The organism is Stieleria neptunia (genome assembly GCF_007754155.1).
GTDB classification, from domain to species: Bacteria; Planctomycetota; Planctomycetia; order Pirellulales; family Pirellulaceae; genus Stieleria; species Stieleria neptunia.
In genome coordinates this window covers 8116340-8139343 of sequence record NZ_CP037423.1, presented here as the reverse complement: position 1 = coordinate 8139343, position 23004 = coordinate 8116340, and the positions used below count along the sequence as shown (strand labels likewise).

The following is a 23004-nucleotide window of genomic DNA, read 5'->3' as shown; positions in this document are numbered from 1 at the left end:
AGACACGGTGCCCGAATGCTTATTAAAAACCCCCTTCCCCTTTTTGGCTGCCGGGGTGGTTCGATCTGGCTCGGTAAGACGTTCGAGTCTCGGTACTTCCTGGACGGCCGTTTTGCTCATCGTTAGCGTCCTGGTTGAATCAGCGACAGAATTTCCATCGCATATCTTGAGGCCAGGTAGTTGTCATTGACGCCGAACAGGCGGAGCTTGTTGCCCAGTCGATCGTCGCTCGGATCGATGAACTCGGTTGGGATTCTCATTGCGTTAATTCTTCAAACGTACGGTTGCCGATGCGGTACCGTTTCCAGTCTTTGAAATCGAAGTGCCACCATTCATATTCGTAAACGGTAAACCCTTCCGATTCCATTGTGCGACGCAGCAGTTGCCGGTACCAGCGTTGACGCGATGTTCCGCCGGGGTATTGCGGAAAGGAACGCGGTGAGAACTCGTCGTAGCCGGCGACCATTTGAATCGGGTTGCCGGTTTCCAGGTCGTAGAGTGTCAGGTCCACCGCGCAGCCGCGATTGTGTCGCGAGCCGTTGGCGGGATTGGCGACGAAGTCTTTGAGGTGGCCGGGCGTTGCATCCCAGAACATCTTGGTGACATGCCACGGGCGATAGGCATCGTGAATGAGCAACCCGAGCCCTAGCGGTTTGAGTTTTGCGTTGGCGCGAGCCACGGCCTGGGCTGCAGGTTTCTGCATGAACGCCTTGGGTTGGCGGTAGAACACGGCGCCGGTGAAGTTGTTTGTCGTCGCGTAGCGAATGTCTAACTTGATCGTTGAATCGAGCGACACCAGTTCGATGAGGTCCGCTGCGCGAAAGTCGCCGGGTTCTGGCGGCGGCGAAGCGGCCAAAGCGCCGGCGCGCAAGTCGTCAATCGGTTGCACGGGCACAATCTTGAACGTCTCGCCGTCATTCGTGCCGACCTCGCGTCGTTTGAAGACGACTTCGGCGGCATTGACTTGCGTGGCAACGCCGTCGGCATCGCGTGTAAAGTTCAGCGATTCACCGTGATAAAGTCCGTAATCGGGAAATTCAAAAACGTCATCACTCACCTCCGTCAACGGGTAGTAATAGAACCATTCGATCAATGCGTAGAGTTTTCCCTGTTGCTCCAGGATGTACAGCGTGTTGTGATCCCAGCCATACTCGCCGATCAGCCCACGCCATCGATCGGGGATGTCGGTCGGGGGTTCATCGGGCAATCGCTCGTAGGTCGTGTCTGCGATCACAATCTCGGAATAGCCATTTCGAACGACTTTTGTCCCGAAACCGATCTCGTCGTCGGTCACGATGGAACCGTCGTCGGCCGACGCGCGCAATTCGTATCGGAAGGAACCCCGCTGCATGAAGACGTCGCCGTTGATTTCAGTGATCGTGGTGATTCGGTCGCCGTCGCGTTCTCGATAGGTGCCGATCAGTTCGGCCGCGCGTGCCGGGGGAATCGGCGCGGTTGTGGGATAGTCGGGCAACGATCGACTGTCCTGAGTGGCGACCATCAGCCGCAGGGCGTAGTCGGTCAGCCGCCCGACCATTCCGTTGGTGCCATCGAGTGAGGACGCGGCGGCAACACCGAGCTTGCGTTTGGGCAGTGATTCTAGCTGTGTCGAGAATCCGTACACCGCGCCGCCGTGTCCAATTTTTGTCTCCCCGTCCAAATCACGGATATGAAATCCCAGCCCGAATCCCTGCGGTTTCCCGTCTTCATCCTCGATCGGTGTGGTCATCATGCTGAGGGACCGGCGATCCAGGATTTTACCGTCGGGCGTGCGGCCTTCGTTAAACAGGCAAGAGAGAAATTTGGACAGGTCCAGGACGTTGGAGTACATGTTACCGGCCGGTCCGGTTCCCAGCAGAAACGTCGGTGCCTGGAAACGCCGCCCGTCGTAGGTCCGCATCCAGCCGCTGGCCAGCTTGGGGTCGATTGCCGGCGTGACCACAAAACTGCTGCTCGTCATCCCCAGCGGATCAAGAATGGTCTGCCGGACGCGTTGCGGGTGTGACGTGTCGATCTGTTGTTCCAATACGGCTCCGACGACCGCGAGCGCCGCGTTGGAATACTTGGTTTTGGTTTCGGGTTTGTAAACCAGCGAGGTCTTGTTCAGGCTTTTGACGGTCGCGGCGAGAGTCGGTTCGTCGGGATCGAAGTAGTTCCCCACCGGCGATTCGCGGACAAGACCGGAACGATGCGACATCATCTGTCGCAATGTCTGTGGAACGTCGTACGGATTGTTCGGCTTGAAATCGGGCAGATACGTCTGCACGGGAGCATCGAGATCGATTTTGCCTGCTTCGACCAGTTGCAGCACCGCGATGTCCGTGAACAATTTGGAAACCGAGCCGACGCGATAGACCGTTTCAGCGGTCGCCGGCGTCTCGTTTTCGGCATCTTGAAATCCGAATCCGTCTGCCCAGACAATCTGGTCACGATCAACCAACGAGATTGAAAACGCAGGCAATTCCTTTTGTTCGACTTCAGCACGAACGGCGGCCCGCAACTTTTTGATTGCCGGTTGGTAGTCGTACTTCGGCGGATCGACGAGATCAGCAATCGCCACTGCGGTTTGCATCAGGCTCAGCCGCTGCAGGTTGCTCATGATGGCGACGCACGTGCCGGTATCTGGATACAGCAGCAAGAAGGTTGAGGTGCCGGATTGGGCGCCACCGTGCCAAACCGCTTTTCGTCCCGACTTGCGACCCACGCTCCAACCCAGTCCGTAGTTCGTCGTTTTGCCGTCGGTCGTTTTCTGGCGGGTCCACATCAGATCGCGGGTGTCTGAATTGAGCAGTTTTCCTTGGTTCAGGGCCAACGCAAAACGGACCAAGTCAGGCGCGGTCGAGAGCAGTCCGCCGCCGGGGATTTTCATGCTCGTGTCGTGCAACGTCGCGTTGTACAGTTCCCCTTCAACCAGTCGATGGTCGTCTGGCAGCGTGGTCAGTAGCGACTTGGTGGCTCGGATGTAGCCGCGGGCGCGATTGGGGATGATGGCGAACGTATCGTCGGCCACCGTCTGAGTCATCTCGGCGGGCTGAAGCACTTTTTCGTGTAGCAACGCCATGAATTCCGCTTCGCCGGCACCCTCGGCGACGGAGCCGAGCAGGTTGTAACCGAAGGACGAGTATCTGTATTTCGAGCCCGGTTCATGAATCAGCGGATCGTCGGCGAAGGTTTTCAGGGCCGAGGAGAGGCTGAAGAAGTGTGCGGTCGAAGAGGATTCCGCGGACGATTTGTAATGCCGAACGCCACCCAGATGACCGAGCAATTGACGCGTGGTGACTTGCCAACGTTTTTCGGGATAGTCCGGCACGTAGGTCTGTACCGGTTCATCGAGCGTGAGCCGACCGTTTTCCATCAACGACAGGACGACTGCGGCGGTCATCGGTTTAGCGATCGATGCGGTTCGGTACCGCGTCGTCTCGGTGGCCGGAACGGAGTGTTCCACGTCCGCCAGCCCGAACCCCTTGGCGTAAATCAATTCATGATCCTGAGCCACTGCGATCGACATCCCGGCAACCCCTTGGTCCTGCATCAAACGCTGGACGATGTGATCGATCTGCGTTAACGTCGTCGACCGGGCCTGTTGAGCGCTGAGAGGTGCATGGAAAAAGAAAACAACCATCGCTAGCGACAACCACATCACCACTTTTGCACCGGCAGGCTTGTGTGCAGAGATCGTGTCGGGGGCATCGAACCAACGTCGTCGGATTTGCGATCTCACAAACATGTTGCAGCGGGCCTGGATCGGATCGGGGTTACGCCAGCGGCGCGTGGGATTTTTGTTTTGATTGAAATTGTAATCGACAGCCGGCACAGCGAAGGAGCGGTGCGACGCTTGGGCATTTTTTCGGTTGCGATGTTCCGGTGCCGGGTCGTCGTGGCAGCGGCAGAGATCGACCGTCGGAGGTGACAGCATTCCAGCAAGCGCGGTGCGAACCGGGAACGATTCGGTCGAAACATGCGGCGCGATGGCTTGGCCGGCCAGCGACTCCGACGCCGGTCGATGGTTGGCAAGCTCGCCATGGGCTACCATATTGGTTCGTCCCACCCTTTTGCCCTTCCCCAGTCGAACATCGACATTCGCTTTATGTCCATTGACACCAACCCCACGCCTGGTCGTTCTGAACCATCGGAGACGTCGGTGCTGTCCCATCGTCGCATTGCGATTCTCACCGATGGTTACTCGACGCCGTTCGTGGCCAAGACCGCGATCAGTCTGCTTCGTTATCGCACCGCGGATGTCGCCGGCCTGATCGATGCTGCGGCGGCGGGTTCGACCTCGCAAGAATTGCTGGATGTCGGTGGTCAGATTCCGGTTGTGAAAGCGTTGTCTGATGTTCCGGATGCGGATGCGTTGTACATCGGCATCGCACCTCCCGGGGGAAAACTGCCAGAAGAGTGGCGTCCGATCATCCTCCAAGCACTCCGTCGCGGGATCGATGTCGTTTCGGGGCTGCACGATTTTTTGACCGAGGATGCGGAGTACATCGACGCGGCGGCGGGATCCAAGAGTCGCTTGATCGATGTCCGTCGCAATCGATTGAAGTCGACGGCGGATTGCCACCGGTTCCGCCCCGGTTGCACCCGCATCCATACCGTCGGCCAGGATTGCAGCCTGGGCAAAATGGTCACGTCGTTGGAGGTCCACCGCGGATTGGTCGATCGCAAGGAGAACTCCAAATTTTTGGCCACCGGTCAAACCGGCATCATGATCTCTGGCGAAGGCGTGCCGATCGATTGCGTGGTCGCGGATTTCATCAGCGGTGCCGCCGAGCAACTGGCCCGGCAAAACGAACAGCATGATTTCTTGCTGATCGAAGGCCAAGGCAGCATATCGCATCCGGCGTTTTCCGCGGTAACGTTGGGGTTGTTGCACGGCAGTGCGCCGGACGGGCTGATCTTTTGTTACGAAGCCGGACGCACGCACGTCAAGGGACTCGATGACATCCCCATTGCGCCGATGAAAGACCAGATGGAAGCGTATTTGGTTGCAGCGAATTTGCGGCATCCGTGCAAGTTTGTGGGCATCGCGATCAATTCACGTCATTTGAACGACGAACAGGCGATCGCGGAAATCGAGCGTGCCGAGGCGACGTTTGGGTTGCCGGCGTGCGACGTCTATCGCACCGGTGCCGACAAGTTGGTCGAAGCCTGTCTCGGATTGCGAGCCGAGGTGCTGGGCCGATGAAGCTGACCGCGTACCGATTGAAGCTGCCCCTGAAGCACGCGTTCACGATCGCACGCAGTTCGATCGAGACACAATCCAGCTTGATCGTGGAACTGGAGCATGGGGGCGTCCGCGGCTATGGCGAAGTGACCGAAGATTCGTTCTATCGTCACAGCTACGATTCGATGATCGACTCGCTCCAGCGGATTCGTCCCGCGTCACTCGATCGGTATGCGTCGACGTCTCCTGCGGAACTGTGGCCGCTGATGCGAGACGAGACGGCGGGAGACATGTTTGCGTTGTCGGCGCTGGACATGGCGGCGCACGATTGGCGCGGCAAAAGCCTCGGGATCCCGGCCTGGCAGGATTGGGGGCTGGAATGGAACGACGGCGTGGATTCGAGTTTTACGATCGGAATCGACACACCCGAAACAATGATCGCAAAACTGCGCGAAGAGCCGGGGTGGAGGGTTTATAAGATCAAGCTCGGCACGACGCGAGACATTGAAATCGTGACCGAGTTGCGACGCCACTGCGACGCGGTGTTCCGTGTCGACGCGAATTGTGGTTGGACTGCGGACGAGGCGATTGCCAATTCCAAGCCATTGGCGGACCTGGGAGTGGAGTTCATTGAGCAACCGCTGCCGATTGACGCGTCGCGTGAAGACAAGCAACGGGTCTATCGCGAATCGGTGCTGCCGATCATTGCCGATGAAGATTGTCAGGTGTTCGAGGACGTCCAGCGCTGCCGCGGTCTGTATCACGGCGTCAATGTCAAACTCTGTAAGTGTGGCGGCCTGTCCCCGGCGCTGCAAATGCTGACAACCGCCCGCCAACTGGGCTTGAAAACGATGATCGGCTGCATGGTCGAAAGCTCGGTCGGAATCAGCGGCGCGGCGCAGTTGTCGCCGTTGTTGGATTTTGCCGATTTGGATGGGGCAGTGTTGTTGGCAGACGAACCCTGTGTCGGTGTGGCGGTCGATCTGGGCAAGATTGTCCCGTCCCGGTTGGCCGGTTGTGGCAGCGATTTGAATCGCGAGCGGTTGCCGGAGTTTCTGGCGTCGCCGCCGGTCGTGATGGGCTAGGGCGTAGGGCATGCTGTGCATGCCGGCCGTCACGCACAGCGTGACCTACGGGTCTGCCGTCACGCACAGCGTGACCTACGGGTCTGCCGTCACGCACAGCGTGACCTACGGGTCTGCCGTCACGCACAGCGTGACCTACGGGGCTGCCGTCACGCAGAGCGTGACCTACGCAGGCAGCCGTCACGCACAGCGTGACCTACGGAGGCTGCTGGCCCGCGACAAAATGGGCCCACACCTTGCGTCCCCGTTAAGTAAAATGCGGCGAATCGTGTTCCCAACGGAAATCCCCTGTTCAACTATTCGAAGAGCTGATCGTGAGTGCCCCTGCCCGTTTTATCTTGCATCCGACTGATTTTTCGGCCCAATCGCATCTGGCATTTGCCCACGCCTTGCGGTTGGCGCTCAGCAATGAATCGACGTTGTCGTTGTTGCATGTGGGAGACGATGCCTATGAAGACTGGGATCGCTTTCCGGCGGTCCGAAAGACACTGGTGCGTTGGGGGTTGATCGCACCGGACGCCAAACGTCGCGACATTCAAGAAAAGCTCGGTGTCGGTGTGGAAAAGGTGATCGCCGAGCAGAAAAATGTCGTCGAGGCGATCACGGGTTTTTTTCAAGAACGCCCGATCGATTTCATGGTGCTCGCCACCTCCGGCCGCGACGGGCTGGCATCGTGGTTGATGCCATCCAAGGCTGAGAAGATCGCGCATCAGACGCATGTGCCGACGCTGTTTGTCCCCGCCGGTGGGCACGGCTGTGTTTCGTTGGAAACCGGCGCCGTTAACCTCGATCATGTCATCGTGCCCGTCGATCAGACGCCCGACTCCAGTGAAGCGATCGAGCGCGGGCTGCGAGCGATTTCGGCATTTGGAAGCGAAAGCGCGAAGCTGACACTGTTTCACGTCGGCTCGACGTCGATGCCCGATGTCAGGGTTCCCGATGGCCCCTGGCAGGTCGAACAGACGGTGGTTCCCTCGGGCGATCCGGCGACCGAGATCATCGCACTGGCGAGCGAAACGAAGGCCAACCTGATCGCCATGGTGACCGACGGGGCGCACGGATTCATGGATGTCTTTCGCGGCACGACGACTGACAAAGTCGTCCGTCACGCACCCTGCCCCGTCCTGGCCATCCCGACCAACAACTGATCACCAGTGGCCTAAACTGCCAGCCGTGGCGTAAGCTTCCAGCTTGCGCTCCGCGTGTGAAACACGCGAGGCTTCCAGCTCGCGCTCCGCGATCGTCAGGCTGGAAGCCTATCCCACTGTTCGCCCTACTGGGCGAACTCGACGAAGCCGAAAAAGTCGGGGTGGTGGAAGCGAGGGTAATTGCGGTCACCTTGCGACCATTGGCTCTTGACCGCCATGTTGCCCTCCAACCGATTCAGGTTCAACCGCCAGCGGTCGCCGACCTCGGGACGGCCCGCCGGCAGCACGTGTGGAAACAATCGGAATGGAATGGCGACTTCCAGGGTCCATCCACGGTCGGTGTCGCTTGAATCATTCAGTGTTCCGTCGACAACGACCGCGCATCGAATTCCATCCGGGTTCCACTCCTCGCCAGGCTGCTTTCCCAGCGGGCGATAATTGTCGAGCTGGGTTCCCAGCGCGTTCATTTCCAGGTTGAAATAGTTCTCGGGATGATCGAGTTCGGGTGACGCAAACACCTCCACGCAATCATCGCGATAAACGTCGCTGTCGCGTTCGGTTCGCGTCGCCGCCACATCGCTGTCGGTGCAATGGAACGAAACGTAGAGAAAGCGATCGTCCCAAAGCATTTTGGCGTCCGTTTGTTGTCTCGGACCATCGCCTTCGTTCCACCAGGTAAAGACAAACTCGCCGACCGAGGGCGCCGATTCCCACGCGGCTTCATTTCGTTTTCCATCGATGACCACCGGCTCGGCTGTCCGCCGGATGATGGCCCGCCTGTGTTGCAGCGGTCCGATCTTGCGTTGTGATTGCAAATAGGCCAACAAGTCGGCCGCCTGCTGGGGCGTCATGCCGGAGAGCAACTGGTCGGGCATCACGGACTTCGATGAGGGTTCCATCAGCTCGATTTCGTCGGTCGCAAGGGTGTGTGACTTTCCGGTCGCATCGGCCAACGTCAGTTGCTCCGCTGTTTCCTCGGTGACGATTCCGACGAGCACTTCGCCGTCGCTGGTTAATAACTTTCGGGCACGGTATGGCGCGTCAATTGTTTCTGATGGTCGGACCAGACTGGCCAACAATTCGGCGGGTGTCCTTTGGGTTCCGATGCCGCTCAGGTCGGGGCCGACGTTCTGTCCGATCGCTCCGATGCGATGGCAGAGGCGGCAATTGACGTCGTTTGCTTTTTCAAACAGGTGCTTGCCACGCTCGGCCGACCCTTCGATCGCCAACAGAGCGTCTTCGTCGATCGTTGCCCCCAAGCGGGTGACACGTTGGTCTTCGGGGAGATAATGTTCAAACAGATCTCGAACCAGCGGATCATCGCTCTGGGTCGCTCGCCGAATGATGGCACTGCGAAGCTCGTCGGTCGCGGTTTGTTGGCCGCAGGCCAGCGACAACGCCAACGCTCCTCCGGGCGACTCAAGCATGCGGTTCAATTTGTGGTCAAAATCATCGTCCAGTTCCAATCCCTGTATCACATCGGCGACGTTGTTGTCGGTCCTGTCCGTGTCGTTCATCGAGGCGATCCAGTCATGCAACAGCGTCACGCCTTGCACGTCGATCACGTTGGATCCGAATTGCGGCATGTGTCCTCGACCGGATTTCAGTGCGCGATAGAGCAGCACGCTGCGCTGCGGATCGCCCGGCGCGACGACGCGCGCGTCGGCAATGCCGAACGTTCCTTGAGCCGGTGGTTCGTCGAGATAGTTATTGAATTCCAATGACTTCGTCACATTGAAATTAAAATTGGCGGTGCCGCCGCCCTGTTTGCGATGGCAGGTCGAACAGTTCAGGGCGAGGTAAGATCTGGCCCTGTCCTGGATCGGCTGGGTCTCATCGTGTGGTGATGCGAGCGGTGGTTTCGCGGGAACCGGTTCGCGAAACAATCCCAGCTCGGCCAATCGGGTCAGCTGGTTGTCTTGCAGGGAACCGATGTTTAATTGTTCTGGCCAGAAGGCGTGCACGGTCCCGGCAGCCCAGATGTGACAGAGCAGGCACTCGCTGCGGCTGGCATGCCGCCAAGTCTGCGTCCGCATCCCGCCGGGAAACCGGTCGTCTTTGATGGTTAACTTGCGTTCGGTTGCGATGTCGTCTTGCAGCACCGCATCGGATTGATCGTCGTTCCAGACGTAGTTGTACGCTTGCCATTCGTCGCCGAGCAGATGCAGCAACTGGGTTTCCAAACGCCGCTCGGTCGCCGGGTCAGCCGGATCGCTGCGATAGGTGACCGTTTTGGCGATGACGGTGTCGGGAGGGAATTGGAAGCGCCCCGCCAGTTGTCCGGTTTGCCAATCGTCTCGATCGTACAGCGTCAGTTGTTCGTCGCCCGGGATCGCGATCCACTGACGGGATCGTGTTCCATCGGCCCAGTGGTGCGCGCTGATGCGGTACTCGACGACACCCTCGGCCGGCGTCAGAGAGACAACGTCGGCGAACAGTCCGGTCTGGCTGAGTCGCGTCGGAAACGATTGACTGGCCTCGGTGACCGGATTGGGCTGCAACCGCAGGATCGTGCCGTCGTAGCCGACGATCAGCACTTCGCCGCTCGGATCCAGCATGAAACAAATGACTTGCAGCGGCGTGTCGACCAGTTCTTTTTGCCACAACACGCGATCACCTTCGGGCTTCAGCGCCCACACTTTGCCGGTCATCCAATCGCCATAGATGTAGGCTCCCTTGAGTTCCGGCAATCGATCGCTGTTCCAAAAATGGCCGCCCGAGATGGATCGAGAATCCAGGTGGGTGTGTTCGAACAATGGCGGTGTGATCGGGATCTCGGGTTGTACGTCTGGCTTGACCGGTTGGCTGCCCTCCATCACGCTCCAGCCATGGTTGCGGCCCCGAGCGACGCGGTGAATCATTTCGCGCATTTCCCAGCCGACGTCGGCCGCCAACAGATCGCCGCTGTCGGGGTCAAACGCGATCTTCCAAGGGTTGCGGAATCCGTAGGCCCAAATCTCGGGGCGAGTTTTGTCGCGACCGACGAACGGGTTGTCCGCCGGAATGCGATAGGGTTGGTCGGCGGTCGGGTTGTCGACGTCGATTCGCAAGACCGCTGATTCAAGGTCGCTCAAGTCTTGGCCGGTGTTGTTCGCGTCCGGCGGATAGGGCGGCTGGCCGTCGCCGATCGAAACGTAAAACATGCCATCGGGTCCGAACTGCATCGAGCCGCCGGTGTGCCCCGAACCGCTCCATTTCGCCAACACGACCCGGCTGGTCAAATCGATCGTCGGGACGGTGGGATCGAGTACCTTGAAACGTACGAGCATGGTGGCCGGGTCATCGCCGCCTCGAAACGAATAGGTGACGAAACACCAAGGCTGGCCCGCAAGGTCGTGATGAAACTGTGTCGCCAGCGCTTGCGAGATCGGACGTTCGTGACACTCATTCAGGTCCAGGCACGGTTCCGCCGTTGCGTTTTCTGGATCGTTTTCGAAGGAGACGATCTGACCCTTGAGCTGTGTCGCAATCCATCGCTCGGCCTCCGGCAGCCAGACGATGTCCGTCGGGTGATCGAGCTGGACTCCGGCGAACACGCGTTGAGTGGTGTAGGGCAATGGTGGAGCGGGGCTGCCCTGGATCTTGGAACTCGTCCAAGGCACCTGCCGCGCCGGTGGCGTCTCCTCGCCGACCAGTCCGATGGGTGGCAGAGCGACGAAACAGACAGCGAGAAAGGAACCAAACGTACGCACGATGAAAGGTCTCTGCGGATCGGGAACTCCAGCGACAAGATTGATTTTTCAATCATACCAGGAACCTGCGCCGCGGCGTGACGGATTCCCGACCGGCTCAGAGCGTTCCCAGCCGTCCCAGAATTGCTTTCCGCAAATTGGAGAGTAGTCGGATGTAACGCAGCAGCAGCAGAACCATGATCACCAACAGGACGACACCGAACAGTCCCGCGATGATGCCAACGAAGTAGCCGGCGACCGCGGCAGCGATCCCTACGACAAACAAGACTGCCACCATCACCATCAGTGACTTCGCGTTCCCTTCCAAATCAGGACGTTGTAGGTGCGCGGAAAGGCGTTTTAGAAAGAGGACAAACAGCGCCGTTGCGGTCAACGACAGCAAGTTCCCTAGGCTTTGCGACCAAAATGGTACCGCGACAACCCACGAGATCGTCCAAATCAAGATGGCGGCCAAATCGAACGCGACCGCGGCGTTGATCAACCCCCTGGCTCGGCTTGCCTGGGGGATCGCCAGACAGAAAACGCGACCGATCAATCCCAGCACAATGCCGAGCATCATGACCAAGCCCATCGCGAAGGAAATCCAGTTCATCGTGCCCATGCTCGATCCACGCATCATCAGCGGCAAAACGAAGCGGCCACCGACGACCGACAGCACGATCAATGCGATGCTCCAGTAAACGAGACGCAACCCGGTTGCCACCCGCGCCATCGCCTGCGGGAAAGCGAACGCCGACATCGGATCAAACGAGTCATCAGGAATCGTCTGCGTTGGAGCGTACGGATTGAGTGGGGCTTGGGAGTGCGTCATGGTTGAAGGCTAAAGCTGGAACGGTGACTGCGTCGCGGCGATGGGGGCAAGACGATGGGGGCAAGACGATGGGGGCAAGATGATGGAGTGGCAGAATGATGGAGTGGCAGAATGATGGAGTGGCAGAATGATGGAGTGGCAGAATGATGGAGTGGCAGAATGATGGAGTGGCAGAATGATGGAGTGGCAGAATGATGGAGACAACTGCGGCACCGCAGGTCATATTTTGATCGAACGCTCCACCCCTATCTCCCTATCTCCTTGTCTCCTTGTCTCCCTATCTCCATCACTCCATCTTCTCCAAGGGCCCACCCGCGATGCCATCAGGGCCGCGGCGGCGGAGTGACCACCGCGGTGTCGAACAGACTCGGTTCGTTTGATTCCTGCTGTTCCAAGTCATGGGCGAGTTGCTCGGCGATCCGCTTGAAGACCGATGCCGAAGCACTGGGCAGTTCTCCCAGAGCCTGATGCGTCTCCTGCATGTGCCGGCCGAGCTGTTGTTTACTGACTTCGCCGGGGTCGATCCGCAGAAACGTGCCGGTGGAGCTGGGGGCTTTGGAAAGCAGTGTCAGGTATTTATCGAGAGAGGTCGCCGTCAACAACCTGGTCCGTGCCGCTTCATCGGCGGCGACATGAAATCGCTTCATCGTGCCCAGGCGTTGAAGCTTGAGCAAGCAACCCAGGAAGGTGCTGTCCAGGTATTCGCACCCCAGCAAGTCGACGGTCACCGTGGCAGCGGGATCTTCGACCAGGCATCCCTTGACGAATTCCGCAAACGCGGGGCTGTGGGTCGCCGTCCCTTTTCCCTGAACACGAACCACAAATCCATTTCTGGTTCGCGAAACACACAGATCACAGCGTAACGTCATCGGACCCACCTCCGCCAAGGAATCTCACTCGCTCCAGCACAACGAAAGCCTAACAGAGTTTTTTGATCGCAGCAAATGTTGTGAACGGGTGGCGCCACCCGGCGAAAACGGCGTTGAACGGCTCGTTCACGGCGGCGATCCGCGGGCCACCTCCCTGGCGGTGTGGCTATGATAGGGCGGAACGTTACCACCATGACACCGGAAGGCCGTTTGAATGTTGATCGTTTATCTGTTGTGTTTCTGCTTGGTCTCTCTGACCGCGTTCAGCGCTCTGCCTGCGGAGGTGCGGTCGTTGATTCTCGACAACTGTCGGAATTCGCAGGGACGTTTGAGACCTCGCTACGTGGCCCGAGAGATGCTTTCCGTCGCCAGGTTTTACGCCCAGATGCTGTTTGCCGCGTCACTGGTCGCTTGCGTCGTCCTGATCGCCGCGGTGTGGATCGACGATTACATCAAGTTGCAGCTCATCGCCGAGGCGCTGGAAAAATTCGAGCCGGACGCTGCCGCGTGGGAGGAGAATTTGAAGGCGGGCCCGAACAGCGTCAGCTCGCAATTCACTCAACACCATATGATGCAAGGTGGAACACAAGCCGGCGCCAAAATGCTGATGTGGACGTTGTGGAGACTGGTCCCGGTGGCGACCGTGCTGGTCTTCGCCGGGATGCTGCTTTATCTGCGATTGATGTCACAGAGTTTCAATCGCGCGCTTCGAGACCTGGTGCGCGAAGAATCGGCGCGAGATTTGAGGCGAATCCGACGTCGCTATTTGCAGAACACGGCTCAATCGCAGCGACCCGGTTGACGCAGCGACCCGGTTGACGCAGCGACCCGGTTGACGCAGCGACCCGGTTGACGCAGCGACCCGGTTGACGCAGCGACCCGGTTGACGCAGCGACCCGGTTGACGCAGCGACCCGGGCGCGGGACGTCGATTGTCGAAGTGGCGGAGTTGATCGTAGCGGAAGTCGTCAAGACTTTCGCGAGCCGCCGGCCCTCTCTGGCGTTTGCTTGCTGCGCAAACGCCGTCTCTCCCAGAGGGAGAGAATCTAATTCGGTTGCCAAATCTTGCGGTCCAAGAATCGACGTCCCACGCCCGGGCCGCATCGACGCCAATGGGGTTTTGACGACCCGCTGTCAGTTCTGAAAGAACTCGTGCTTGGGATCGCCGGCACTGATCAGGTAGGCGACCAGATCCAGGATCTCGTCTTGGGTCATTCGGTTGAACAATCCTTCCGGCATCGCCGACGTTTTGGAGACCATCATTTCTTCGATCGTCTTGCGGTCGATGTTGACGCGAGCATTGGGATTGGTCAGATCGGTATTGAGCGTCATCGAATCGCCGTTCAGGTTGACCACGACACCGACGTGAATGCGGCCGTCGTCGGTCAGAACTTTGACTGCCGAAAACTGGTCGTTGATCACCTTGCTGGGATGGATCACTTGATCCAACAGATCGTGCGGCGAGTAACGGCGTCCGGCCGACGTCAGGTCGGGTCCGGTCATGCCGCCTTGGTCGCCGAATCGGTGACAGGCATAACAGCCGGTCGCGGCGAACATTTTTCGACCATTTTCAAAGTCGCGTTGCTGCAACCCGGTGCGAGCGGCGGCCGACAATTCTTCCAGCGTCCACTTCGTTTCGGGGCGGCCCTCAAAGATCTGGCCCAAGTTCTCCAACGCGGACTTTTTGACCGGCTTGCGGGCCAACAGTTCCGCCATCTCGGTTCGTTGCGTTTCACTCAGCGAGGCCACCGCATCGTCGCGAATGAATTTGATGAACTGATCGAAACTGGCACCGCCTTTGTAATTGGCCGCCTTCAAAAACCACTCGAAGTACGCGGTGTGCAACTCGGGCGTCCAGCCGGCTTTCAGCATGCGAATCGAACGAGCATATTGCATCTGCTCTTCTTGCGTGGGGGCGTCGTGGATCAACGCGATTGCCTTTTCAGCGACCGTCGGCGATTGCAGCCAGGCGAGCGTTTCGCACAACAACCAATTCAATTCCGGCGTCGCGGCCGGAAACAGCGGGTCCAACTTGGCGATCAAGCGGTCGACCATGGCGTCATCGGGACGGCCGAATCGATTGAAAATGATTTGCGTTGCCCGGTGGAGTGTCAGTTGCTGCGTTTCGGTCAGGCTTGGCACGTCGATCGCGATCACTGCGTCCAGCAATTTGTCTCGCATCTGGGTGTCGACCGCGGCAGTCGAATCGTCGCGATGTTGTGGGCAAACGCCCGCCACGCGCGCCAGGGCCAGCAGCGCTTCGACTTGCTTGGCTGGGTCCGATTCGTTCAACGCTTTGTCGGCCCATTGATCGATCGGTTGGTGCTCGATGGCGGTGCGGGCGGCAAATCGAATGAAGCGATCTTGATCGGAAAGGTACGGCCACGCGACCGAGATCGCTTGGGGGGCCTGTTGACCATGAAAGGCTTCCAGCATGTGTCGAGTGTCGCGGGCTTTGTTTTTTGCCGCCTTGGCTTGGACGGGTTCGGTCGACTGATCGCCGACATAGGTCACGCGGTACAGGCCCGATTGCACGCGTCGCCCGCCGATCGTGAAATACATCGCCCCGTCTTGGGGACAGATGATCGCATCGGTGATCGGCAGTGGGGCGCCGGTCACGAACTCTTCTTTGGTCGCGGTGTACGACGACCCGCTCGGTTCCAGGTGAATCGCGTACAGTTTTCCCCAGCTCCAATCGAGTGCGTACAGGGCGTCTTGGTACTTGGCGGGGAATTTGGCACCGTAGCCGAACGTCGTGCCGGTCGGAGACCCCGGGCCGATATCAAGGACGCCGGGCAGGTTGTCGGCGTAAAACGGCATTCGTTTTCCGGCACCGTTTCGCCAGCCGAACTCGGCGCCACTGGTCACGTGGCAAATCCGCGTCGGGCGATACCACGGCGTGTTGAAGTCGTATTCCATGTCGGCGTCATAGGTGAACAGCTCGCCGTCACGATTGACCGCGGCGTCAAACACGTTGCGAAATCCGGACGCGTAGGCTTCGAAGGTTTGCCCGTCGGGAGAGACACGGTAGATGATGCCGCCGGGGGCGAGCACGCCGCGGTTGTGTCCGCGTCCGTCGGGCATGCTGGGCAACAAGTGGTCTTCGCCCCAGACCTGACGCACCGGCGAGCTGTCCGCCAGCGGCGGCGGCGTCGTGTTGTTGCCGGTGACCAGATACAGTGCTTTTCCGTCGGGGGTCGGCATCAGTGCATGAACGCCGTGATCGCTTCTGGATTTGACTTCGTGAAGCAATTCGACCTTGTCCAAGCTGTCGTCGCCGTCACTATCGCTGACCCGGTACAGTCCGGAGGGGATTTTTTGTTCGTAGTCGTTGACGCCGACGTAGAGCGCTCCGAAGGCCCAGACCATTCCGTTGACCGCTCGGATGTCGGCCGGGACTTTTTCGACGTCCGCGGTCTGGAGGGTTTCGCCGGCCGGCGGCGGTGTGATGCGATACAAGCCGCCGAATTGATCGCTGACCAGAATCCGGCCTTTGTCGTCGGTGCAGAGATTGACCCAGGAGCCCTGTTCTTCGCCGGGAACCGAATACAGCAGTTCCACTTCAAACCCCTCGGCAGCCTTGATCCGATCGATCGGAGTCGCGGTATTGCCGCCGATGGCCGGACCGACGGTCTTGGACCGCGCCGGTTTTGCTGCGGCTTTGCGAGCCTTGGCTTTGGCTGCCCCATTTTGGGCCGCCGCATCGGGGACGACGAAGGCAACGCAGAGTGCCGACAGGCAGATCGCAGCGACGTTCCGGCTGGTCGTCAGCGCCGCCGGGGAGGGGATCAATCGGAGGGAGGCTGGGTTCATTTCTGTTCTGGTTTCGCGGAGAGGATGGCGTGCGAGTGGGTGGGGGACGACGCTCTGGACCGAGCGGGAGCGATTGCGTCAGAGAGTGTTCCGCTCGGGGCCCCTTATGTTACACCGTCGGCCCGTGGATGACAGGCTGGAAGCCTTTTCCACTTGATTTCCCCTCGGAGCGGAAAAGGGGGCAGGTACCAAAAACCAAATGGCCCGCAGGGTGCTTCGCATTTTTGGTACCTGACCCCTTTACCGCGGTACCCTAAGTATAAAAGTTGACGCAGCACTAGCGGACGCGGCGCATGTAGTTGACGAGGTACTTGTCGATCTCGGCGACCGAGGCGTCGAAGGTTTCTTCGAACATTTCGATACGTTCTCGCGCGGTCAATTCGGCCATCGGTTTTCCGCTGCTCAGTTTCCGCAAATACTCCACGTACTCTTCCCGTCGCGTTTTGAGCAAGAAATAGGTCAGTGCCCAGCTCTCGGCGTAGGCATCGGTGGCGGTATCGGAGCTGCGAAACCGATCGTCGTCGGACAGCAACGTGACGAGCGAATTGGGGGGACGGACCGGCAAGTAATTTCGCCAGCGTTTGAGATTCACCTGGTTGACGCGACCGATCCCGCGCCAGCGTGACGCACTTTGGAAATCGGGCGATTCAAAAAACATCGCCAACCCTTCGCTGATCCACATCGGGTTGTCGGCGAATCGTCGTTGCAGGCCGCAGTTGTAGGCCAGTTGATGCGTGGCTTCGTGAATGATGGTCGCGACGTTGCGTTCCAGGTTGGGCATGTTGAACGTCGTCATCCGGTTGCTGGACAGGTGGTAGTAACCGATGACCAATTGGGCCGTGTCTCCGACTTCCGCTCCGGCGTGTTTTAAAAAGTCGTTGCGGTCGGCCAGCACCAGGGCGACCAGCGGAAACTTGGGCTCGGGCAGCCGCCAGCGTTGGTTTTTCCAGAACGTGTAAAAGCCTTTGTAGAGTTGCTCGAACAGCAATCCGACCTGTTTGACGTAGGCATCGGATGTGTTGTGGGCGATCACATAGTGGGCGGTTCGATAGATGGAAAAGCCGTGGGGCAACTCCTGTTTCATGCGTTCGGCCATCTCGTCGGCCGTCACCGGCTGCATCGCTTCGTCGTCGGAATTGCGTTCAACGATTTGATCGGGCTGGATCATCCAAATCCGGCCGTCGTCACTTTGCAGCATCAACCCCCCGTCCTGTGCCTCGACCAGGATTTCGCCGACGACGGTGCGTGTCGGCATCGGCGCACCATTGACCAGATCTTTTTTGTCCGATCGAAAGGTCACGGTTTCCACGCCGATGGCCGGGGTCGCCATCACGGTCAGGCCGGTGAAGCAGAGAAGACAAATTCGAATCGCAATCGCGTGGGCGTTGATCAACTTCAATTCGAGCATCCTTGGATTGAGAATCCATCGAGGGGGGGCAGGCGGCAAGTGGCCGCTTCCGTCTGCTCCAGTGTACGTTATCCGGCAGAGCGCTTCCAACGAATGGAACAAACGATCGTCACCCCGATGATCGAAATGACGTACCAGAACGCCAAAGCGGCTTCCTGATTGCGTGCACCGCTGTGCAGCAACGCGAACAATCGGGTGCCGACGGTCACGACACCTGGTGGCAGGACGGGCAGCGTCGCCGGGACATCTCCGCTGGCCATCACCGCCGCGGCGACCGCCGCGATCGCCAGCGGCTTGGCCAAAAGCGGGCGTTCGATCCACCAGACGCGGCCGATCCAGCCCAGATCGAGTTTCGCACTGTCCAGGATCGAGGTGTCGATTCCCGCATAACCGGCTCGCAGGATCCAGTAGGCGACCGGCACGGCGCGGGCCAACAAGGCCACCACGGTCGGTAGTAACGTCTGATGGTAGAGGGTTTGCAGACCCGGCACGGACAGCGTGAACAACCGCACCACCGTCAAGCCGACAACCGGACCGGGAATCAGAAACAGGATCAGCGAAACGAGGTCGACGGTGCGGCGCAGCCGGGGGCGTTGCCGCGTGGTCGACGCGACCACCCAAGCCAGGGGGAGACAGACCGCGGCGGTCAGCGCCGCCAGGACCGCCGTCCAAAGGTACTCCCTGGAGAATTCTTGCGGCGCCGACCCCAGCAACCCGATCGCCTGCCGCAGTGACCAACCGACCGTGAACGCCGGGTCGGAATCCGCGGACACGGTGATCCGGTGTCCGATCTTGACCCACAAACCGCCCAGCGGGAACGCAAACATCATCGTCGCCAGCACGATCGCGGCCGGCGCGGCGAGGTGGCCAAGCATGCCCAAGGGTTCGGCCGCGTCGCCGGCGGAGCGATTTGATTCGAGCAGTTGCACGTCCAACCGACGGCGGCGAGACACGGCGACGGTGCTGATGATCCCGATCGCCAGCACACAGGGCAGCACCAGGACGATCATGATGGACGTGATCGAAGGTTGGACGGCATGAAACAGGTAGAACTCGTCGGCCAGGGTCCGCACGCCGTACAGGTCGACGACCGTCATTTCGGTGGCGGCCAAAATCGCCGTCGCCAGCAGCCCCGTCACCACCCAGGGCGCCGCGATCGGCAACCGGATCCGCCACCAAGTCCAGATCGGTCCGCCGTCGAGTCGACTTTGATCGATCACTTGAGAAGGGATCCGCGAGGTGCCGAACCAGGTCGCCAGCGACACCAGGGCGGCCCCCAACAGTCCGTGGATCCAAACGCAGGCGACCAGTCCGCCGTATCGGCCGGCCAGCCCGGTGTAGGTGCGTGAGGCGGTTTGGGAAAACGTCAGCCAACCGAACTTGCCCGCCGTCGCCTCCCAAGCGGCCGCGTGCAGAATCATCGGGGTGGCGATGCAGGCGACCAGGCTGATCAGGCAATACCCGATGACCGCCCGGCCGACGCGGCGCTGGCGTGGGACCAACGAAATGAAAAACGCCAGCGTGATCCCGATCCCCGCGGCGACCAGAACGCTGAGCCCCATCAGCTGGAGCGTCAACAGAAGCGGACGGAACCAATGCATCAACTAATACACGCGGATTTCGATGGCCGTCGATTCGCTCGGGCGTTCCATGATGGTTTGCTCGTAGGTCGGCGGCCCGACCAGGCTCCGCGCGTTATTGGAAAAACCGTACGGTTCCACCGGGGCATTGAACAACGCCCGGTTCAGTTCGCCGTTGTCGTCCATATCATGGTAGGCCGCGATCGCGAATTGTTCCGGCAAAATGGCGAGCTGGATTTCCCAAACCACGAATCCGTCGATCGGCACCAGGGAGTCCTTGATGATCGCCCGTTCGGGATTCCCAAAACTTTCCGGGGAATCGTAAACCGCGATCCGAATCGGGCCTGCGGAATCGATCTGATTGGTCGTGACGCGAATCAGGATCACGTCGGGCGGCAGCGGTTGGACTTGGTCGGTGTCGGCCACGGCGCCCAGATCGACGTCAAACTCGGTCGGGTCGGGCGGGCTGGCCCAAATCATCGCCAACCCGATCAAGAAAATGATGCCGGCGAACAACAGCAACAGGTTGCCGTGACTTTCTTTCCAGGCGCGGCGGTAGCGGCCTTTCTCGTTCGGAGATCGGAACGGGAGTTTGTCTTTCTGAACTAGCATGCGATCAACGGCCGGGGGAGTCACCGAAGTTGAGTTCCAACTGAGTTTCGTCGACGGCTCCGCCGAACTCACGGTACATCAAACTGGGCTGAATGTCGCGGCTGTGCTGGTACTTGTCGCTGCAATACGCGGCACCGTCGCCGCTGAGTTCTTGATAGTAGATTTGGCAGATCTGCATGCCCGGAACGATCCTGACCGGTTGGACGCAATACATTTCCAAGGTCCAGGTGCCACAATAACCGACATCGCCGATCGACCCGCCGGGGTTGATGAACAAACCCAGCCGGCCGAGTGAACTGCGGCCCTGGATCAGCGGCACCAGACCGCGGGTTTCGGTGTATTCGACGGTTCGCCCGAGGTACAGCACGTTGGGCTGCAGCGTCAGCCCTTCGGCGGGGATTTCCAACCGTCGATAACGGTTGGGGGTGGCGACGTCGAGCACGATTTCCTCGTAAACCAACAGTTCGTCGTGCAGCGCCAGGTTGTATCCGTTCGGATTCAACCGGTCGGCATCAAACGGTTCGATTTTGATCTGGTCATTTTTCAGCCGCCGGTGAATCTCGTCGCTCGATAGAAGCATCGCCGTTCCGAATCGATCCAAATGGAAAAACCCGAGCCGGCAAACGATGCCGAGATCGGGCTATCCAGAGTGTAACAAAACCTCAGTGACGTCGAGCGAGAGGCCACTATTTTCGTCGCTTGGCGGAGACTTTTCCGCTGACGAATACCTTGAGCGAATGGCAGGGCATTTCGACGGCCCGATTGCTGGGCGGCATCGGCCCATTCAAATTGGGATAGATGTCGTTGGGGGAATCCGCGGCGGTGTCCAGGAACAGGTTCCATTTCATGCCACGCCCGATCGCCGGCATTTGCTGGGTGCGGTCGTCCCCGGTGCTGTTGAACAACATCACCAAATCGCGGCCGAGCCCGGCGGGATCTTCCGCGCGGCTCGGGGCGGCAATGTACGCCACCATGCTCAGGTGGTGTTGTCCCCAGTCCAACGGGCTGCCGTCATCGGCGTACCACGAAACGTCACGGATCAGGCGGCCGTCGACGGGCTGGCCGGTCAAAAAGTGGATTCGTCGCACGGTCGGTTGCTGGCGTCGAAACTGAATCAGCGTTTGGACGAATCGCAACACGTCCTTGTTTTTCTCGACCAACCGCCAATCGAACCAACTCAGATCGTTGTCTTGGCAATAGGCGTTGTTGTTGCCGCGGGCGGTGCGTCGGACTTCGTCACCACTGACGATCATCGGAACGCCTTGAGACAACAACAGCGTGGCGAGCATGTTGCGGACTTGTCGCCCCCGGATGGTGTTGACCCCTTTGCGACGCGTCGGGCCTTCGACCCCGTAGTTGTCGCTGATGTTGTGATTGTCACCGTCGCGATTGTCTTCGCCGTTGGCCGCGTTGTGTTTCTCTTTGTAACTGACCAGGTCATTGAGCGTGAAACCGTCGTGGCTGGTGACGAAGTTGATGCTGCAAAACGGCGGGCGTCCGGCATGCTCGTACAAGTCGCTGCTGCCGGCCAAGCGGGTCGCCAACGCGCCCAAGGTTCCGCCATCGCCACGCCAAAATCCGCGTACGTCGTCGCGGTAGCGGCCGTTCCATTCCGCCCAGCGGTGATTGCCGAACGAGCCGACTTGGTAGGCGCCGGCCGCGTCCCAGGCTTCGGCAATGATCTTGGTGTCGGCCAACAATGGGTCTTCGGCGATCAGCTCCACCATCGGCGGGTTGGGGACCAGGTTTCCGCCCCGGTCGCGCGACAGAATGCTGGCCAAGTCGAAACGGAAACCGTCGACGTGATAGTTGTGCACCCAATGCCGCAGGCAGTGGAAAATCATCTCGCGGACGACCGGGTGGTTGCCGTTGAGCGTGTTGCCGCAGCCGCTGTAGTTGGTGTAGTGCTCGCCTTCGCTGAGGATGTAATAGACTTGGTTTTCCAGTCCCTTGAACGACAACGTGGGGCCCTGCTCGTTGCCTTCACAGGTGTGATTGAACACGACGTCCAAGATCACTTCGATCCCGGCCGCGTGCAGTGCCTTGACCATCTGTTTGAATTCGTTGACTTGGGCGCCGGGCCGTTTGTCGTGGGCGTATCCGCGGTGCGGCGAAAAGAACGCCATCGGGTCATAACCCCAGTAATTGGGGCGTTGCGGCGGGTTGCCGTAGATGTCCAGGATCGGGAATTCGTTGACCGGCATCAATTCGACGGCGGTCACGCCCAGCGATTGCAGATAAGGGATCTTTTCGATCACACCGAGGTAAGTGCCGGGGCACTTGATTTTCGCGGTGCGGCTTTTAGTGAATCCGCGAACGTGCATTTCGTAGATCACCGATTCGCTCAATTCACGCCGCAAGTGCCGGTCGCCTTCCCAATCGAAGTCGTCTTTGACGACGACACACTTGGGTGGGCGAACGACGCCGTCGGTGCTGCGTCCGAAGGTTCCCGCGAGCGCCTGGGCATAGGGATCGATCAGGCGGGCGGCCGAGTCGAATCGTTGCCCCTTGGCCGGATCCCACGGTCCGCTGGCTTGGTAATGATACAGTTGGCCCGCTTCCAGCCCTTTGAGGTTCAGGCTCCAAACGTCGCCCCAGCGGTCGGTCTCGCGATCAAACTCGATGATGTCGGCCGGTTCCTGGTCGGTGACCTTGTTGTACAACAGCAAACGCATTGCGGTTGCCGAGCGGCTGAACACCGAAAACTGGACGCCGTTCTCCTGCAACGTTGCACCGAACGGCGGTTGGTAGGTGAACTGAAGGTTTCCGGTCGGTTGTCGCATAAGCATGTTGTGAGTGTCTCCTGCAATCCTTTCTAAA

15 protein-coding genes are annotated in these 23004 nt (G+C 59.5%); 4 read left to right on the top strand and 11 right to left on the bottom strand.

Going from position 1 to position 23004, the window contains the following annotated elements; translation table 11 throughout:
- Positions 1-122: 122 nt before the first annotated feature.
- Both Enr13x_RS38325 and Enr13x_RS28360 read right to left on the bottom strand, forming a co-directional pair.
- The gene (locus tag Enr13x_RS38325; protein ID WP_197455412.1) at positions 123-260 is read right to left on the bottom strand and encodes a hypothetical protein; all 138 of its coding nucleotides are present in this window, start codon (positions 258-260) and stop codon (positions 123-125) included.
- On the bottom strand, positions 257-4048 hold the full coding sequence (locus tag Enr13x_RS28360) for a serine hydrolase (protein ID WP_197455411.1): 3792 nt from the start codon (positions 4046-4048) through the stop codon (positions 257-259). Before Enr13x_RS28360 ends, Enr13x_RS38325 begins: the two co-directional genes overlap by 4 nt.
- A 39-nt stretch (positions 4049-4087) precedes the next feature.
- Here Enr13x_RS28360 and Enr13x_RS28355 point away from each other — a divergent pair, with 39 nt between their 5' ends.
- The 3 genes from Enr13x_RS28355 (at position 4088) to Enr13x_RS28345 (ending at position 7400) form a co-directional block, all read left to right on the top strand.
- On the top strand, positions 4088-5188 hold the full coding sequence (locus Enr13x_RS28355) for a DUF1611 domain-containing protein (protein WP_145390231.1): 1101 nt from the start codon (positions 4088-4090) through the stop codon (positions 5186-5188).
- Positions 5185-6252, top strand: a complete 1068-nt coding sequence (locus Enr13x_RS28350; RefSeq protein WP_145390230.1) for a dipeptide epimerase — start codon at positions 5185-5187, stop codon at positions 6250-6252. The genes Enr13x_RS28355 and Enr13x_RS28350 overlap by 4 nt, the downstream gene beginning before the upstream one ends.
- Before the next feature lie 314 nt (positions 6253-6566).
- Positions 6567-7400: a universal stress protein gene (locus Enr13x_RS28345; RefSeq protein WP_145390229.1), complete on the top strand. Its 834-nt coding sequence runs from the start codon at positions 6567-6569 to the stop codon at positions 7398-7400.
- 125 nt (positions 7401-7525) lie between these two features.
- Here the strand turns inward: Enr13x_RS28345 and Enr13x_RS28340 are convergent, their stop codons facing one another.
- From Enr13x_RS28340 to Enr13x_RS28330, 3 genes are all read right to left on the bottom strand, one after another.
- Positions 7526-11092, bottom strand: a complete 3567-nt coding sequence (locus Enr13x_RS28340; protein ID WP_145390228.1) for a carbohydrate-binding family 9-like protein — start codon at positions 11090-11092, stop codon at positions 7526-7528.
- A 97-nt stretch (positions 11093-11189) separates the two neighbouring features.
- Positions 11190-11903 carry a hypothetical protein gene (locus Enr13x_RS28335; RefSeq protein WP_145390227.1) on the bottom strand — a complete coding sequence of 238 codons (714 nt, stop codon included), beginning with the start codon at positions 11901-11903 and terminating at the stop codon, positions 11190-11192.
- A gap of 323 nt (positions 11904-12226) precedes the next feature.
- Entirely contained in the window at positions 12227-12724 is a 498-nt protein-coding gene (locus tag Enr13x_RS28330; protein WP_145390226.1) for an STAS domain-containing protein, read from the bottom strand.
- A 262-nt stretch (positions 12725-12986) separates the two neighbouring features.
- On the opposite strand from Enr13x_RS28330, the gene Enr13x_RS28325 reads away from it, so the two are divergent.
- Entirely contained in the window at positions 12987-13574 is a 588-nt protein-coding gene (locus Enr13x_RS28325; protein WP_145390225.1) for a hypothetical protein, read from the top strand.
- A 331-nt stretch (positions 13575-13905) separates the two neighbouring features.
- Here Enr13x_RS28325 and Enr13x_RS28320 read toward each other — a convergent pair whose 3' ends face one another.
- From Enr13x_RS28320 to glgX, 6 genes are all read right to left on the bottom strand, one after another.
- Complete coding sequence (locus Enr13x_RS28320; protein ID WP_231743831.1) at positions 13906-16584, bottom strand: c-type cytochrome; 2679 nt, start codon at positions 16582-16584, stop codon at positions 13906-13908.
- A 277-nt stretch (positions 16585-16861) separates the two neighbouring features.
- The gene (locus Enr13x_RS28315) at positions 16862-17992 is read right to left on the bottom strand and encodes a DUF1570 domain-containing protein (RefSeq protein WP_231743830.1); all 1131 of its coding nucleotides are present in this window, start codon (positions 17990-17992) and stop codon (positions 16862-16864) included.
- A gap of 68 nt (positions 17993-18060) precedes the next feature.
- Entirely contained in the window at positions 18061-19593 is a 1533-nt protein-coding gene (locus tag Enr13x_RS28310) for an ABC transporter permease (RefSeq protein WP_145390224.1), read from the bottom strand.
- Between the two features lie 3 nt (positions 19594-19596).
- Complete coding sequence (locus tag Enr13x_RS28305) at positions 19597-20184, bottom strand: DUF2141 domain-containing protein (protein WP_145390223.1); 588 nt, start codon at positions 20182-20184, stop codon at positions 19597-19599.
- Positions 20185-20188: 4 nt separating this feature from the next.
- Positions 20189-20764 (bottom strand): dCTP deaminase, encoded by a 576-nt coding sequence (dcd, locus tag Enr13x_RS28300; RefSeq protein ID WP_145390222.1) that lies wholly within the window; start codon positions 20762-20764, stop codon positions 20189-20191.
- Positions 20765-20870: 106 nt separating this feature from the next.
- Positions 20871-22973 carry a glycogen debranching protein GlgX gene (glgX, locus tag Enr13x_RS28295; RefSeq protein WP_145390221.1) on the bottom strand — a complete coding sequence of 701 codons (2103 nt, stop codon included), beginning with the start codon at positions 22971-22973 and terminating at the stop codon, positions 20871-20873.
- Between the last annotated feature and the right edge of the window lie 31 nt (positions 22974-23004).

Bases quoted from the DNA above. Each gene is read 5' to 3' on its own strand.
- Enr13x_RS38325 (WP_197455412.1), bottom strand. From the start codon at position 260: ATGAGAATCCCAACCGAGTTCATCGATCCGAGCGACGATCGACTGGGC.
- Enr13x_RS28355 (WP_145390231.1), top strand. From the start codon at position 4,088: ATGTCCATTGACACCAACCCCACGCCTGGTCGTTCTGAACCATCGGAG.
- Enr13x_RS28350 (WP_145390230.1), top strand. From the start codon at position 5,185: ATGAAGCTGACCGCGTACCGATTGAAGCTGCCCCTGAAGCACGCGTTC.
- Enr13x_RS28335 (WP_145390227.1), bottom strand. From the start codon at position 11,903: ATGACGCACTCCCAAGCCCCACTCAATCCGTACGCTCCAACGCAGACG.
- Enr13x_RS28325 (WP_145390225.1), top strand. From the start codon at position 12,987: ATGTTGATCGTTTATCTGTTGTGTTTCTGCTTGGTCTCTCTGACCGCG.
- Enr13x_RS28320 (WP_231743831.1), bottom strand. From the start codon at position 16,584: ATGAACCCAGCCTCCCTCCGATTGATCCCCTCCCCGGCGGCGCTGACG.
- Enr13x_RS28315 (WP_231743830.1), bottom strand. From the start codon at position 17,992: ATGCTCGAATTGAAGTTGATCAACGCCCACGCGATTGCGATTCGAATT.
- Enr13x_RS28310 (WP_145390224.1), bottom strand. From the start codon at position 19,593: ATGCATTGGTTCCGTCCGCTTCTGTTGACGCTCCAGCTGATGGGGCTC.
- Enr13x_RS28305 (WP_145390223.1), bottom strand. From the start codon at position 20,184: ATGCTAGTTCAGAAAGACAAACTCCCGTTCCGATCTCCGAACGAGAAA.
- dcd (WP_145390222.1), bottom strand. From the start codon at position 20,764: ATGCTTCTATCGAGCGACGAGATTCACCGGCGGCTGAAAAATGACCAG.
- glgX (WP_145390221.1), bottom strand. From the start codon at position 22,973: ATGCTTATGCGACAACCGACCGGAAACCTTCAGTTCACCTACCAACCG.